This window comes from Type-D symbiont of Plautia stali (assembly GCF_001485335.1).
Classification (GTDB): domain Bacteria; phylum Pseudomonadota; class Gammaproteobacteria; order Enterobacterales; family Enterobacteriaceae; genus Pantoea; species Pantoea vagans_C.
In genome coordinates, this window is record NZ_BBOC01000019.1 from 1 (window position 1) to 15601 (window position 15601).

The window sequence follows — 15601 nt, forward strand, 5'->3', positions numbered from 1 at the left end:
TTGCAAGGATAGCAAGGTCACATTGAAAGTAATGATTTTATCGATATAAATGAGAGAAAGTGAGGTTAGAGACGACATGCACAATCGTCTTCTTTAAAAATGACAACACTAGTAGCACTAAAGAGAGCAATGCTTTTAATGGCCAAATTTATTAAATAAATTAAATAGTTATTACCTCAAAAAATCAATCCACTGCAAATAAGTATTTCACTTTAAAATGTCATTCTTTAAAAATTATTCCACACGAATGCACCGAACCGATGTGCCATTCTCCAACTTTTGCAACGTTTGAGGTTTTTCACACCCCGCCTGCCCCGGTGCGGCTCCAGACGGCGTTATCGCCGGCCGCTTAACTGACAAGCACTACGCCTTAAATGGCAACACTACGATGCTCAAGTGCGGCTTTATGCCGAAAGTGAACACACTTAATGGTCTCATTGGGTGTGCGGGATTGTCAGTTCGTAAACCACACAAGGCACATCATAATGCTGCTCAATCGCTTTGTACGTCATACCGATACGCTGCATCACGCGTTGTGAGGCGTGGTTTTCCGGAACGGCAACGGCCACCAGATAACTTGTACCAATTTGCTGTTTAGCAAACGCAATGACGGCCTGAGCCGCTTCAGACGCGTAGCCCTTTCCATGGTACTCGGCGATCAGCCGCCAGCCAATTTCTAAAGGCGCACCCTCAATATTGGCTAAGTGCTGCAAGCATGTCGCGCCAACCACCTGCCCAGACACTTTTTCCCTGATTGCCCACCAGGAAAATCCATACTTCTCCCAGCGTTGCTGAACACGCGTAATACTTTCCCATGTCTCTTCCGGCGTTTTCACTACACCATTGCTGATGTAACGCATGATGTCAGGATCGCTTTCCATCGCCCGTAAGCCATCATAATGTGCGGCCTGGAAGGGTTCTAATTTCAGACGCTCAGTCTCTAACTCCATGATTCATCCTTAATTAAACGCCATATTGGTGAAACGCCACTATTAAACAAAATCAGAGGGATGTGAAATTTTACGTTCTTGCGAGCGGATAAAAACCCATTAATCCACCCGCCAGCACCTCACCATCCCCCCACTCCCCACCTCCCGCAGCCCCTGAGGTTTTTCACACCCCGTACCCGCATGCGGGCAGCGATCTCTGAAATAGCACCCCTGCGGCAACACCCGATTTCCTGGCAGTTCCGTATTGGTCGGCGCACCGTCCAGCGCTGCACCAATGCGCGGCACAGACTCCATCAACAATTGCGTATAAGGGTGTTTTGGCGAATCTAATACCTGCTTTGCTTCACCCAACTCAACGATCTGCCCGAGATACATCACAGCCACGCGGTCGCTCATATGGCGCACCACGGACACGTTGTGTGAGATCAACACATAGGTGAGATTGCGCTGCCGTTGCAATTCCACCAGCAAATTCAAAATCTGCGCCTGTACCGAAATATCCAGGGCGGAAGTCGGCTCATCCAGCACCATAATGTCGGGTTGACCGGAGAGTGCGCGGGCAATGGCAATACGCTGGCGCTGCCCGCCAGAAAAAGCATGCGGCGGGCGGTCAAGGTATTCCGGGCGAATCCCCACCTGTGCTGCAAGTGTTGCCGCCAACGCGCGCCGCTCTTTTTCCGAACTGCGGGACTGAATCCATACCGGTTCGGTGATGGAACGCCAGACCGGTAAACGGGGGTCCAGCGAGGAGAGCGGATCCTGAAACACCATCTGCATGCCACGTCCCAGCCATGAATTCGGGGAGCGCGTTAATTCAAGCTGGCCGGTGCTGGGTTTGAGCATGCCCATCAGCAGTTTGGCTAAGGTACTTTTCCCACAGCCAGACTCGCCAACAATGCCCAGTGTCTCACCGCGTTCAACTCGTAAGTCGAGCCCATTCAACGCATGCACCCGTTCGGTCACTTTGCCGCGCCAGTTGGTTTTGGCGGGGAAATTGACGTGCACATTACTGATTTCAAGCAGTGCTTCAGACATGGATGCGCTCCTGTTGCGGATACCAGCACGCCACCTGACGATTGGATTGCCCTGCGGTGTGCAGTTCGGGCGTGATACCACAGGCTTCACCTGCCGCGAAGCAGCGTTCGCGGAAAGCACAGCCGGTGGGCAGTTTGGCGAGATTCGGCACGGTACCAGGAATCGAAGTCAGCTCGGCGCGTGGCTCGCTACCGTCCGGGGAACACGCCAGCAACCCCGCCGAATAAGGGTGACAGGGCGTCGTTAGCACGCTATCGGTGGCCCCGCTCTCAATCACCGCACCGGCATACATCACATAAAGACGATCGCAAACCTGCGAGACCACCGCCATATCGTGACTGATGAACAGGACGGCGGTGCCGGTTGAGAGCGCCTTTTGTTTTAGTAAACGCAACACCTGGCGTTGTACCGTCACATCCAGCGCCGTGGTAGGTTCATCCGCGATCAGTAAATCCGGCTCGCAGGAGAAGGCCAGTGCAATCATTACGCGTTGACGCATCCCGCCGGACAACTCAAAGGGATAACGCTCCAGTACGCTTTGCGGATCTGCAATCTGCATCTCGCTCAACAGTTCGATGGCGCGTGCTTTAGCCTGTTTCGTGGATAACGGCTGGTGCTGACGGATCACGTCCACCATCTGCTTCCCAATGCGGCGTGTGGGATTGAGGGCCGTCATCGGTTCCTGAAATATCATCGCCACCTTGCTACCTCGAAGTTGGCGCATCTCTGCTTCGCTGGCCGTGAGTACGTTTTTACCCAGTATCTCCAGTGACCCGCCCTGCACACGGTAACTGCCTGGCGCGATCAGGCGCATCGCCAGCATCGCCGTGACTGATTTCCCCGAACCCGACTCCCCAACCACGCCGACAATCTCGCCGCGGTTGATGTGTAAAGAGACGCCATTCAGCACTTTCACTTCGCCCTGATAAATCGGGAAACTCAGCCGTAAATTTTCGATGGTCAGGATGCTGTCGCTCATCAGTTGCGTCCTCCCGCTTTCGGATCAAGCAAATCCTGCACGCCGTCGCCAAACAGATTGAATCCTACGGCGGTGATTAAAATGGCAGCACCGGGAAATGCGCAATACCACCACTGGTCCAGCACATAGTTACGTCCTACCGCGACCATTGCGCCCCATTCAGCCGTGGGCTGTTGCGCGCCCAGGCCAATAAATCCTAACGTTGCCGCCATTAAGATCGCGCTGCCGATATCTAACGACGCCTGCACCACCAGCGGTGGCATGGCGTTGCGCAGGATATGCCAGCTAATGAGGTGCCAACGCGACGCGCCAAATGTGCGAGAGGCTTCAACAAAAGTGTGCTGCTTCACCACCAGCGTTTGACCGCGCGCCAGACGCACATAAAACGGAATACGCACAATGGCAATCGCCAGCATCGCATTGAACAGGCTCGGTCCCAGCGCGGCGGCCAGCGCCATGGTCAGTACCAGTGAAGGAATCGACAGCATGATGTCCATCAAGCGCATGATCACCGCATCGCTGCGTCCGCCTAACACGCCCGACAAGCAGCCCAACAGTGAACCGCTCACGCCTGCCAGCAACACAACCGCAAGACCCGCCACCACCGATTGCTGTGAGCCAACAATCACGCGGCTGAAGAGATCGCGTCCCACTTCATCGGTACCAAACCAATGCAGCGCGCTCGGGGCCTGTAAGCGTTCGGCCAGATTGATGGCATTAGGATCCTGCGGCACAATCCACGGAGCAAAAATCATCAATAACATCATCAGCACGATGATGGCCGCGCCAATTACGGTTAGCGGGCTTCGGCTGATCAACCAGCATCGACGTTTCCACGCCTGCAGCCACGGACGTCCGCGGGGGTTTACCGACTGTTCCTGTGTCAGCATCATTTCTCCGCTCCCCGACCCATACGCGGATCGATCCAGAGATACAGCAGGTCAACAAACAGGTTCACCAGCACGTAAGCAAACGACACCACAATGGCGAAGCCCATCACCGCGGGGAAATCCAGCGCCTGGATGGAAGAGACCACATACGCGCCCATCCCCGGCCAGGCAAACACCGTTTCGGTCAGCACGGCGCCATACAGCAGGTCACCCAATGCCAACCCCAACACCGTGACAGACGGGATCAGCGCGTTAGGCAGGGCATAGCGCACCACGATAGTGAACTTGCTCAGCCCGCTAGCGAGCGCGGTACGCACATAGTCCTCACTGAGCTGCTCCAGCATTGCGGAACGGATCTGGCGCGCCACAATCCCAAGGTGTACAAACGCCAGGGTGGTAGCGGGCAATATCAAGTGGGTCAAGGCGTTGAAGAACACCTCCAGATCGCCACTGAGCAAGGAATCAATCAGGTAGAAACCCGTCACCCGCGCCGGCGGATCCAGCCAGTCATCCAGACGACCACCGCCGGGCAGCAAATTGAGTTTGCCGTAGAACAACACAATCACGCCCAGACCAAGCCAGAAGGCCGGAGTTGAGATACCGGTCAGCGCCAGCAGTCTCACCAGATGGTCAAGCCAGCGGTTTTTGTACACCGCCGACAATACGCCAAGCGGCACGCCAACCACTAAAGCAATCAAGAGCGCGAAAAAAGCCAGCTCCAGCGTAGCCGGGAAGAAGTTCTTCAGGTCTTCCAGCACAGGGCGGCCAGTGCGAATAGATATGCCGAGATCACCATGCAGCAGTTGTTCGACATAGCGAATAAACTGTTGCCACAGCGGTAAATCCAGCCCCAGCTGCTGCCGGATATGCTGCACAATTTCATCACTGGCGCGGTCACCTGCCAGCAATCGCGCGGGATCGCCGGGAATCAGATGCGAAATAATAAACGTAATCACGCAGACGCCAGCGACCACCAATATCAGTCCCCAGCTGCGCTGTCTGATCAAACTCCAGAAACTCATATTGCCTGCCTTAGCAGGGTCAGAATTGACCCTGCTGATTAAGGATTAATATCAATCGCTATTTGCTCATCTCAGAAAGATTGAAGATCTGCTCCAGCATCGGGTTAAACACATAACCCTTAACCGCTTTATTCATCCCTACCTGATAGTTCTTCTGGAACAAATAGACGTAGGCGGCTTCGTCGATAACCACCTTCTGCGCCTGCTGATAATATTGAGTGCGTTGCGCCTGGTCCGGTGTAGAGACGGCCTGCTTCAGCAAGCTATCCACCTGCGGATTGGCGTAGAAGGATCGGTTGCCCGGCAGCCCTTTTTTGTCGGATTCAAACCAGTAGTTCATGAACATGTACGGGTCAGCGAAATCTGGACTCCAGTTGCCGATCGCGATGTCATAGTCGCCTTTGCCAATGCGCTCACGCATAGTGGCGTTCGCCAGTTTTTCCAGTTTGACGTTAATGCCCAGCGTTTGCAGATTGGCCTGCATCGACAGCGCAATCGGCTCCCAGTTAGGGTCATTATCCGAATAAAGGAATGACAGGGTTTTCGGCTTGTCTGCGACTTTGCTGAAGGCTTCTTTCGCTTTCGCTAAATCTAAGCTGTATTGCATGGCACCTGCGTCATAGCCCCACATGCCCTCAGGGATCGGACCGCGCATCTGCTTGCCATTGCCGCCCAGAATCCCGGAGACCATCCCTTTGTAATCTGTGGCCCAGGAGACCGCGCGGCGTAAATCGGGTTGGTTCAATGGTGCTTTGCTGTTGTTCAGATAGAGGTAGGTCACGCGCAAGGCAGGATAGTCATACACCGCTACGTCGCCCTGCTTCTTCAACGCCGCAAATTGATTGACCGGCAGTGAATCCGCCACATCCAGGTCACCCTTCTCCAGTTGCAGGCGACGTGCAGAACTTTCGCTGATGATTTTGACCGAAACACGCTTAAACGCCGGCTTGTTCCCCGCAAAATGCGGGTTCGGCACCAACACCAACTGTTGTCCCTTCTGCCAGCGTTGCAACATATAGGCGCCGGAACCGGCCGTGTGCTCAGCGAGGTAAGCGCGTGCATCATCGGTGGCATGGGCTTTCAACACAGCGGGGTTGATGATCGAGGCACCGTCATTTGCCAGGGTATAAAGGAAAGGCGCAAAAGGTGTATCGAGGGTGAAGCGAACCGTTTGCGGGTCCACGGCCTCAACTTTCAGTCCTGCGGGATAGGCTTCTGATGGGCCTTGCTTGATGCGCATCAGGCGTTCAAAAGAGAGTTTTACCGCATCCGCTGTCACCGGCGAACCGTCATCGAAAAACTCACCCTTGCGCAGTTTGAAGGTCCACACTTTACCCTCATCCTCACTCTGCCAGCTCTCGGCGAGGTCGCCTTCCACATCGGTAGCACCTTTACCGTTTTCGGTTTTGTACTTCACCAAACGCTGATAGGCCGGATAGGTCACCGTCCAGTCGTTGTTATCAATGGTCACCGCTGGGTCCAGCGTCTGCGGATCGGCCGCTTTGCCAATCACTAACATATCTTTGGGTACGGCTGACCAGGCGGGTGCACTGGCGGTGGTTACTGCTGCTGCAATCAAAAGAGAGAGAAAGCCTTTGGAGGCGCTGAACTTCATTTTCATGGTAATACTCCGTCAGTCTGTGCTGGGGAAATACAAGTGAAAACATCGTCAATGAGCGGATAGGCCGCCGCTCCCGGTAATTCGAAATGCCACCACTCCGTCGCAATACCGCAGAATCCGCCACCGAACATCACGGCATTGAGCAGCAGTCGGTTGCGCTGGAAAGAGGCCGCCAGTTCGGGATGGTACGGATGGGAAAGTTCGGTCATCTCATCAAAGCCGGTTCCCATATCCAGTGCGTTGCCGTCGGCATCGATCAGCGTGACGTCGATGGCGGTGCCCCGGCTGTGGTTGGAACCTTGAGAGAGTGGCACCACATAGTTTTGATCGGGGCAGGCCAGCCAGAGCAAAGCCTGCGCTTTTTGTGGCCGATAGGCGTCCAGTACCTGAAGCGTGAAACCGGCTACCCGTGCGATCTCAATGCTCTTTTCCAGTGCGTTGGCGGCATCGACGTGCAATAAGCAGCGCGCCACGCTGTAGATCGGCTGGCCGGTGATGTTGTCCGCGGTGGCATATTTCATATCGATGTTGAGCTGAGGGAATTGCTCAGCGAGATCGACAAGGTGCGTATCCTGATTCATGTTCAATTTCCTGTTTGTTTAGCGCTCAAACTGGCCAAATTCCTGCTGTAGCGCGCGATTCTTTGCAAGGCGCACAGACAGTTGCGGCCCCAGGCGTTCAACCACTGCAGAGAGCAGTAAGTTAAACAAGCAACTCACCGGGGCCAGTGAGTCCCAGAAGTTGGCGGTATCGGTTTTCACTTGCAGTAAATCCAGCGGGTAGTCCCGCGCCCATGGGCACCAGATATCGGTTACCAGTGCCATGGGGAGCTGACGTTCGCTTGCCACCCGACAGAACTGGCGTGCCACCGTGGAGTAGGCGCGCGTATCAGTCAGCACCACATAGGGTTTTTCATACTCAGAGTTGAGCGATTCGAGCCAACTGCCAGAACTGCCATCGGCGTAGCTCACTCGCGGGCGCAGATACTCCAGATGACTGAAAAAGGTATGGGCGATGCCGCGGGTCGATTGAATCCCCAGGATGATCACCGCATCAGCTTGCGCAATGTGCTGGCTGACGCGGGCAAAGGTGTCGCTCTGCGCCAGTTGGTAGACGTAACGAATCGCATCCAACTCCATTTGCAGTGACTGGTTGGCCCGATCGGGCAGCGACTGTTGCTGATCCCACGCATCCAGACGATCAATGACGCCCCAGTGCTTGTAAGGCGTGTTGGGCAGCTCACGCAGCGCATTTTTGACGTCGTCCAGATTGCGAAACCCCAGCTTGCGCAGATAGCGGCCGACGGTAATACCGCTGGTCCCGGTGGCCTGCGCGATGCTGTCCGCTGTTTCAAACGGGATCTGCTCCCGATGGCTCAGCAGCCAGGCACTGACCCGTTTTTCGCTGGGCGTCTGATGGCAATAGGCCGCTTCGATGGCATTAAAAAAGTCTGTTTTCGCATTCATAGTGGATTCAATGTTATTGAGCTGTCATTGCACTACGTTTTGACATGTAACTAACAAAGCAGGATGCATGCCATGTTTAAGAATTTATAAAATTCATCGTTAATTCATTGAGATGGTGAATATTCAAACCAAGAAGGCGTGGCGCTTGAAAGAATTAAAGTGCCATAGAGGTGCAACACTAATGACATCAGCATGACATCAGTGCAACCAGGTGTTGACCGTTTTTTGACAACGATCTGGATTTGCTATTGGGTGATGTAAAGACGTGAACCTGTTGATGGCATCGACACGTTTTGATGATATGTCGATAAAATCCATTTTTTTAAACATATGGTCGTGACATGTTTATGGCATCGACACGTTTTGGCGATATGTCGATAAAATCCATTTTTTTAAACATATGGCCGTGACATGTTTATGGCATCGACATATTATGGCCATATGTCGATAAAATCGGATTTTTTAAACATATGGTCTGGAATCCAGAAACGCCCTATAACGCCTTGCCTTTGCTGCCGCCTGATCTTGAAAAGATAGAGACACGTAAGGTATTGAAAGCCTGCATCACGGCTCGCGCCGCGGTGGCAGAGCTGAAAACTGCCGGAGAACTGATTCCCGACCAAGGGTTGCTGATTAATATCCTTCCCATGTTAGAAGCGAAGGACTCGTCACGTATAGAGAACATCGTGACCACCAGCGATCAACTCTTCCAGTACGCCGACCATGAAGAGAATGCGGATCCTGCGACAAAAGAGGCGCTGCGTTACCGCACGGCGCTGTTCGAAGGGTTCACGCATCTTGACGCTTATCCGCTGTGCACCAATACTGCGATCGCGCTTTGTACTAAGCTGCGCGCGGTGCAAAGCGATATTCGAAAAACGCCCGGCACGGTACTGCGTGACCAACATAATAATACGGTCTACACACCACCCGTTGGGGAAGCGGCTATTCGCGATTTGATGGCAAACTGGGAGCGTTTCATCCATGCAGAAGATGATATCGATCCGCTGGTTAAAATGGCCATCTCGCATTACCAGTTTGAATGCATTCACCCCTTCCCTGACGGCAATGGCCGTACTGGCCGTATCCTGAACATTCTTTATTTGATTCAAACCGGTTTGCTCTCGTTACCGATTCTCTACCTCTCCCGATTCATTCTGGAAAATCGGGACGACTATTACACTCTGCTGCGTGGCGTAACGGCACAGGGTGACTGGGAAGCCTGGATTCTGTTCATGCTGGAAGCCGTAGAAAATACCGCAATCTGGACAACGCAGAAAATTGCCATCGTTCGTGCGCTGATTGCTGAAGTCACAGCGTACGTCCGTGAGACGTTGCCCAAAATTTACTCCCATGAACTGATGCAGGTGCTGTTCGCACAGCCCTACTGCCGCATTGAAAATCTGGTTGAAAGCAATATCGCGAAACGCCAGACGGCATCCAGCTACTTAAAACAGCTGGTCGAGATTGGTGTATTAGAAGAGAAAAGCTACGGGCGCGAGAAACTGTATATGAATACTCGGCTACTACAGGAACTCAACCAATAATCGCTCAGGGTGAAGCGGCCCTCACGCCATCACCCTCTTCCTGATCGCCGTGCCCCTCACCACCGCCAATAAAATCCCGCCGACGATCAATAAGGTGCCCAGCACTTTGCTGTGGTCCAGGGTTTCATGCAGGATCGCCACGCCCATCAGTAACGCCAGCGCGGGACTGAGCAGTGACCACGGCAGTATCTGGCTGGCGGGATAGCGTTTAAGCAGGCCGTACCACAACGAATAGGCAAATATTGACGAACCCAGCGCGCTGTAAATCACTCCGAGCCAACCGCGCCAGCCCGCCGACATCAGCAATGCCAACTGATGCTGTTCCGTCAGCAGTGAACTGACACCCACCAACGGAATGGCAAACAGCGACAACCAACCGGTCATCGCCAGCGGTGCGACAGGCGGGAGACGCTTGATGATCACCGTGCTACACGCCCAGCCGCAGGCACTGATCAGTAGCCACAGCATGCCTTGCCAGTGTTCCAGCGCCGGGCTGCCTGCCAGAATAATCACGCCGAGAAACGCCACCACCACCCCAGCGATTTGCCGATAGTTGAGCCGCTCTTTCAGCCACACGGCGGCCAGCAACATAGCAATCGGCGTACCCATCTGAATAAATACCGCCGTGGTGCCTGCATCTGCGGTCTGCATGCCAATCACCATCAGACCGAAATGCACAAAACCAAAGGTGAAGGCCAGCAGCACCATGCCCGGCAATTGACGCCACGTCAGGCGATGGAACGGCAGTAAAATCGCCGCGACCAGCACAAATCGCAGCGTCAGCATAAACAGCGGCGGTAACTCCATCAGACCAAACTTCATCGCGATGACATTAAACGCCCAGCCATTGACCACCAGCAGCAGAATCAGCACATCGCGTAACGAGACCGCTTTCACGCGCGCAGCCGGGTAGGCGTGTGCACGTGATAATCATGTTCGCGCTGGAAGGCGCGCGCCAATGCCAATAACTGACGCTCGGCACCATCCCGGCCAATCATCTGCATACCTATCGGCATACCGTCGCGGTCAAAACCTGCTGGGTGGCTGATGGCGGGCAGCGCCGATAAACTGGCCAACGCGTTGTAACGCATGTTGCCTGTCAACACGCTCTCTTCACGATCGCCCATCTGAATCGCTTCCAGACCTTTGTGCGGCGCGGTGAAGGGCAAGGTCGGCACCAGAATCACATCCACCTGATTGAGATGCTGTAACAGCTGCATACGTAAGCCGGTGCGGAAGCGCTGCGCCTGCAAATACTCCACCGCCGAGATTGCCAGACCTGCTTGCAGCAGTTTTCGCACGTCCGCGCCGTACTCCTGCGGGCGTTCTGCCAGCCACGCTGCATGCAGCGAGGCAGGTTCAGCGAGGTTGATCAGCACCAGCGCATTAACCGCCTGATCAAGCCCGGTAATGCTCAGCGTCTGGCAACGCGCGCCCGCTGCACTAAACCACTGCACCATTTGATCATAGGCGGCAGCCACATCCGGTTGAACCTGCTGATGCACATCCTGTAACAGGCCGATGCGCAAGCCCGCTAACTCCGGCAGCGTGGTCAGCGGCTGCGTCTTACCGTCCAGCACGTTAAACAACACTTCGCACTCTTCGGCGTAACGTGCCAACGGCCCAACGGTATCCAGACTGGTCGCCAGCGGGAAGATGCCCTCTGTAGAGAGTCTCCCCACGCCAGGACGTAAACCGGTAATGCCATTCATCGAGGCAGGCAAGCGGATCGATCCGCCCGTATCAGTACCCAACGTTGCTAATGCGCTACGAACCGATGCCGCGACACCTGAACCACCACTGGATCCCGCCGGGATACGGCTGTCATCCCACGGGTTGCTGCTGGCACCGTAATGCGGATTGTTGGTGGTGCCGCCCCATGCGAACTCATGCATGTTGGTGCTGCCAATAATCAGCGCACCCGCTTGTTTCAGCCGCTGTACCACCACGGCATCGCGGCTGGCGATGTTGCCACGCAGAATCTCACTGCCTGCATGCATTTCTTCACCCGCCAAATCGATATTGGCTTTGATGGCAATCGGCATACCGTGTAGCGGGCCGAGGTCGTAGCCCTGCTCCAGCAAGCGCTGGCTGGCCTTGGCGGTTTGTCGCACTTGAGACACATAGACTTCATTGAACGCGTTAAGATCACGCGTGGTTTCTTCGCGCGCCAGGCACGCTTCAACCAGTTCCGGCACGCTGGTCTGGCGCGTACGTAGCTGCTGCGCCAGGGTCAGCATTGAGGTGTCAATTAACTCACTCATGCGGTAACTCCAGTGGCGGTTGCAATGCGGAAACCCAGGCGTTGGCGGGCAACAATGTCGGTGCAAAATGTTGCAGGGCGAAGGCTGATATACCCGCCGCACGCGCTTCACAATCGGTGAGTAGATGTTCAAGTTCAGCGGCCTCGGCCGCACAGTGGCGCTGAATCAGCGCCAGGCGAAGGGCAATGGCATCCATAATAACTCCTGATCATTTGGCTCACAGGCGGCCTGAAGGCCGCCCCAACGGATATCGAGACGCAGTAAGGGTTTATTTATCACCCATCGCATCCACCACCTCTTTGGCTTTGGTCGCCAGTACGGTGTTCACGTTGTTTTGATAAGAGGTCGCTTCCGACGGATAGGCTTTGATGTTCTTGGCATAGAGCGCGATGTTCATGTTGTTGTCCCAGGCTTTCTGCGACACCAATACATTCTCTGGATAGCCTTTGGCATCAATTTCACGCTGTACCGCTTTCTTCACCACCGCTTCTGGCAATGCCGGGAAGTATTTACGTGCGATGGTCACCGACTCATCCGGGTGCTTATAAATAAAGCGCGATGCCTGCTCAAATGCGGTGACCACCGCTTGTGCCGCCTGCGGATTTTTATCGATGTACTGCTGAGTGGTGGTCAGGCTGGAGAAGGCAAACGGATACCAGGACTGCGCGGCTGAGAAGGAGTAAACCACATGCAGGCCGTTTTGCTCTTCCGCCATGGTCACCTGCGGTTCTGCCGCCAACGCATAATCCGCGCGACCCGCCGCTACGGCTGGGATCTCGTTACCGATCGCCACATGCACCAGTTTCACGTCTTTGAGGTTGTTTTGTTTGATCAGATAACTCATAAACGCCCAGGTGGTGTCCGGCTGTGGGCTGGTGACCACGCGCTTGCCCGCTAACAGCGACAAGTTATCCTGCAATGATGCGGCTTCTTTGCCGAACACAAAGATGGTGGGCGCATTTTGCACCCCCGCCACCACCACACCTTTGCCGCCGTTTTCACGGGTTTTCGGCACGAAAACCGGGTCCTGAATCGAGAAATCAGCGGAACCGCCAATCACCGCCGCCCAGGATTGCGCCCCGCCGCCGCCGGTACTGATTTTTACATCAACGCCCTGCTGTTTGAAAAAGCCCTGCTCCTGCGCCACGTAAAGTGGCAGATAAAGCAGCGACTGAAATGCCTGGTTGATGCGCACTGGCGTGTCAGCCGCCTGCGCACTCACCAGTGAAGCCAAAGAAACAACGGCAGAGATCGTAGCTAAACGGAATTTTTTCATGATTATTTCCTGTCCCAGGAGAGAATGAGGCGTTCAAGAAATGCCACCAGCGCGTTAAAACACAGCATCATCAGCATGACCAGCACGATGCCAGCCAGCACAATGTTCATACCGAAGTTGGAACTGCCCAGCAGGATCATGTGACCCACACCGTTATCCGAAGAGATGTACTCGCCTACGATGGCCCCCACCAGCGCAAACCCGACGTTAAGGCGTAAACCCGACAGCACCCATAACATCGCCGACGGCACCACCAGCTTGAAGAAAATGGTGCCGCGCCCCGCGTTGAAAGAGCGCAACAGGTTAATTAAGTCAGGATCGGTGCGCATCGCGCCTTTGTAGGAGGTAGTGAGCGAAACCACCACGCAGGAAAACGCCACGATCACCACTTTGGAGAGCATCTCTGTGCCGAACCAGATGATGGTCATCGGCGCGATCGCCAGTACCGGAATGGAGCCAATGGCGGCGATAAAGGGCGCAGCGAGGTCGGAAATAAAACGTGAGTACCACAGCAGCAGCCCAAGAATCGAGCCACCGATCGCGCCCACCGCAAACCCCACCAGGGTTTCAATAGCAGTAACGCGGATGTCGGTCAGCATCTCACCAGACTGAAAACGTTGTACCAGCACATCCCACACCTGAGACGGGCTGGAGAACAGAAACGCATTGATATTGCCGCTGCGCACGCCTAACTCCCAGCCACCGAGCAACACCACCACAATCGCCACCTGCAAGAACAGCAACGTATAGCGGCGGGCGTTAGCCGAGCGGAAAAAGGTTTCGCGGACGCTGCGGTTCGCGGTGGCACTCACGGTTGGACGCGTAGACACTGTATTCATTACCATCTTGTCCTCTCGTTAGTTGACCGGCTCAGGCTGGATGCCAATGCTGCGCCAGATGTGCTCGTAATACTCGTTGAAGCGCGGTGACAGGCGACGTTCAGGAATCGACAAACTGTCCGTACCGAGATCCACCTCAATCTCCTGCACAATTTCGCCGGGGCGCGCTTTCATCACATAGACGCGATCGGACAGCGTGACCGCCTCTTCGATATCGTGCGTAATAAAGATCACCGTCTTGTGCTGCTGTTTCACCACGCTCAACAGTTCGCTTTCGAGTGAGATTTTGAGCGGGTAATCCAGCGCCTTGTAGGCTTCATCCATCAGAATGATTTCCGGGTTGGTCACCATGGTGCGCATCAGGGCGACACGTTGTTTCATCCCACCAGAAAGCTGTGAGGGATACTTCTGCTCGTAGCCGGTCATTTTGTAGAGTTCAAACAGTTCACGCGCTTTAGCCCGCGCTTCCGCTTTCGGCATGCCGCGCACTTCCAGCCCGAGAATCACGTTGTCGATCACCGTGCGCCACGGGAATAACAGGTCTTTTTGCAGCACATAACCCAGTTCCGGTGACGGCGTGCCGGTAGTTTCACGGTTTTTCAGCAGGATGCTGCCGCTGTCCGGCATCAACAGGCCGGTGATGATGTTGAACAATGTGGATTTACCGCAGCCGCTCGGTCCGACAAAGGAGACAAACTCGTTGCGATTGGCGTGGAAGTTCAGGTTACGCAGCACCGTCACCTCCCCCTCCGGCGTGGGATAACTTTTATGGATGCCAGTGGCTTCCAGAACTTTATTCATGGTTTTCTCCCAAAGGTCGCGCGTGGCGATTGTGAACCGTCAGCGGTGAAGGCGGAGCCTGCACCGGAACGTAATCTTTCAGGAAGTGATAGCCGATATAGTCGGTGCTGCGGGCGCGCAGAATCGCCGGTTGCGTGTCGATGGTGGCCAGCGCCATGCCTTCGCTGGTGCCACTGTCCGCGACAATATTGCCCAGCGGATCGATAATGCGGCTGTGACCGTGATAGTGCAGATTGCCGTGATGACCGCACAGGTTGGATTCAATCATCCAGCACTGATTTTCCAGCGCGCGTACACGGCCAAACAGGGTGTAGCAATCCACCATCGGATCGGCGTCCCCCGCACTGCCGTCACCGGCGTAGCCCCAGGCGGTGGGCATGATCATGATGTCAGCCCCTTTCAGCGCCAGTTCGCGGGTACTCTCAGGGAAAACTTTGTCGTAGCAGATCAGCATGCCAATGCGCCCCAACGACGTGTTGAACACCGGAAAGTCGCTGCCGGGATAGTAGACATGCTTTTCATCGCCAGGCTGATGCACTTTGCGATACACGCCGACCAACCCCGATGGGCCCAGCAGCACTGCACTGTTGAACAGCACTTCGGCACGTTCGGGATGACGTTCCGTCATGCCAAACACCACATGCAATCCGAGCTGAGTGGCGAGGTTTTGCAGTGCCTGCACGCTTTCGCCCTCTGGCACCACTTCGGCCTGCGCCACTTGCCAGCTTACCGCTTCCCCACTCCAGTTAAGCGTATCGGGCAAATAGCCCTGTAAAACCTGCTCGGGGAATACCACCAACTCTGCCCCGGCAGACGCGGCACGCGTCATCCAGTCGAGCAGATTATTGAGATTGCGCGTTTTGTCGTAGAACGCGGGCAGGGTGATGGTTGCAATGGTGGTGGTGTTCATA

Annotated in this window: 16 protein-coding genes; 1 reads left to right on the forward strand and 15 read right to left on the reverse strand. The window is 54.9% G+C overall.

Annotated elements, in window-relative coordinates:
• Positions 1 to 434: 434 nt before the first annotated feature.
• From PSSD_RS08190 to PSSD_RS08225, 8 genes are all read right to left on the reverse strand, one after another.
• The gene (locus tag PSSD_RS08190; RefSeq protein WP_058970452.1) at positions 435 to 950 is read right to left on the reverse strand and encodes a GNAT family N-acetyltransferase; all 516 of its coding nucleotides are present in this window, start codon (positions 948 to 950) and stop codon (positions 435 to 437) included.
• A gap of 99 nt (positions 951 to 1049) precedes the next feature.
• Positions 1050 to 1985, reverse strand: coding sequence for an oligopeptide/dipeptide ABC transporter ATP-binding protein (locus PSSD_RS08195; protein WP_058970454.1), 936 nt, complete (start codon positions 1983 to 1985; stop codon positions 1050 to 1052).
• A complete protein-coding gene (locus tag PSSD_RS08200; protein WP_039330154.1) occupies positions 1978 to 2964 on the reverse strand; it encodes an ABC transporter ATP-binding protein in 987 nt (328 codons plus the stop codon). Before PSSD_RS08200 ends, PSSD_RS08195 begins: the two co-directional genes overlap by 8 nt.
• Positions 2964 to 3857, reverse strand: coding sequence for a D,D-dipeptide ABC transporter permease (ddpC, locus tag PSSD_RS08205; RefSeq protein WP_058970456.1), 894 nt, complete (start codon positions 3855 to 3857; stop codon positions 2964 to 2966). Before ddpC ends, PSSD_RS08200 begins: the two co-directional genes overlap by 1 nt.
• Positions 3854 to 4876 carry an ABC transporter permease gene (locus PSSD_RS08210; RefSeq protein ID WP_058970458.1) on the reverse strand — a complete coding sequence of 341 codons (1023 nt, stop codon included), beginning with the start codon at positions 4874 to 4876 and terminating at the stop codon, positions 3854 to 3856. Before PSSD_RS08210 ends, ddpC begins: the two co-directional genes overlap by 4 nt.
• Positions 4877 to 4934: 58 nt before the next feature.
• Positions 4935 to 6497, reverse strand: coding sequence for an ABC transporter substrate-binding protein (locus PSSD_RS08215; RefSeq protein WP_058970460.1), 1563 nt, complete (start codon positions 6495 to 6497; stop codon positions 4935 to 4937).
• The gene (gene ddpX, locus PSSD_RS08220) at positions 6494 to 7078 is read right to left on the reverse strand and encodes a D-alanyl-D-alanine dipeptidase (RefSeq protein ID WP_058970462.1); all 585 of its coding nucleotides are present in this window, start codon (positions 7076 to 7078) and stop codon (positions 6494 to 6496) included. Before ddpX ends, PSSD_RS08215 begins: the two co-directional genes overlap by 4 nt.
• 18 nt (positions 7079 to 7096) lie before the next feature.
• Complete coding sequence (locus PSSD_RS08225) at positions 7097 to 7963, reverse strand: MurR/RpiR family transcriptional regulator (protein ID WP_039330163.1); 867 nt, start codon at positions 7961 to 7963, stop codon at positions 7097 to 7099.
• 470 nt (positions 7964 to 8433) lie between these two features.
• Between PSSD_RS08225 and fic the strand changes: the two genes are divergently transcribed.
• Complete coding sequence (gene fic / locus PSSD_RS08230) at positions 8434 to 9510, forward strand: protein adenylyltransferase Fic (RefSeq protein WP_058970464.1); 1077 nt, start codon at positions 8434 to 8436, stop codon at positions 9508 to 9510.
• Positions 9511 to 9531: 21 nt separating this feature from the next.
• Here the strand turns inward: fic and PSSD_RS08235 are convergent, their stop codons facing one another.
• From PSSD_RS08235 to PSSD_RS08265, 7 genes are all read right to left on the reverse strand, one after another.
• Positions 9532 to 10407, reverse strand: coding sequence for a DMT family transporter (locus tag PSSD_RS08235; RefSeq protein WP_064511449.1), 876 nt, complete (start codon positions 10405 to 10407; stop codon positions 9532 to 9534).
• A complete protein-coding gene (locus PSSD_RS08240) occupies positions 10404 to 11774 on the reverse strand; it encodes an amidase (RefSeq protein WP_058970466.1) in 1371 nt (456 codons plus the stop codon). Before PSSD_RS08240 ends, PSSD_RS08235 begins: the two co-directional genes overlap by 4 nt.
• Complete coding sequence (locus tag PSSD_RS08245; RefSeq protein WP_058970468.1) at positions 11767 to 11970, reverse strand: hypothetical protein; 204 nt, start codon at positions 11968 to 11970, stop codon at positions 11767 to 11769. Before PSSD_RS08245 ends, PSSD_RS08240 begins: the two co-directional genes overlap by 8 nt.
• A gap of 72 nt (positions 11971 to 12042) precedes the next feature.
• Entirely contained in the window at positions 12043 to 13050 is a 1008-nt protein-coding gene (locus PSSD_RS08250; protein WP_058970470.1) for an ABC transporter substrate-binding protein, read from the reverse strand.
• A 2-nt stretch (positions 13051 to 13052) separates the two neighbouring features.
• Positions 13053 to 13889, reverse strand: a complete 837-nt coding sequence (locus PSSD_RS08255; RefSeq protein WP_235589201.1) for an ABC transporter permease — start codon at positions 13887 to 13889, stop codon at positions 13053 to 13055.
• An 18-nt stretch (positions 13890 to 13907) separates the two neighbouring features.
• A complete protein-coding gene (locus tag PSSD_RS08260) occupies positions 13908 to 14690 on the reverse strand; it encodes an ABC transporter ATP-binding protein (protein ID WP_058970474.1) in 783 nt (260 codons plus the stop codon).
• A complete protein-coding gene (locus PSSD_RS08265; protein WP_058970476.1) occupies positions 14683 to 15600 on the reverse strand; it encodes a carbon-nitrogen hydrolase family protein in 918 nt (305 codons plus the stop codon). The genes PSSD_RS08260 and PSSD_RS08265 overlap by 8 nt, the downstream gene beginning before the upstream one ends.
• Position 15601: the final 1 nt, after the last annotated feature.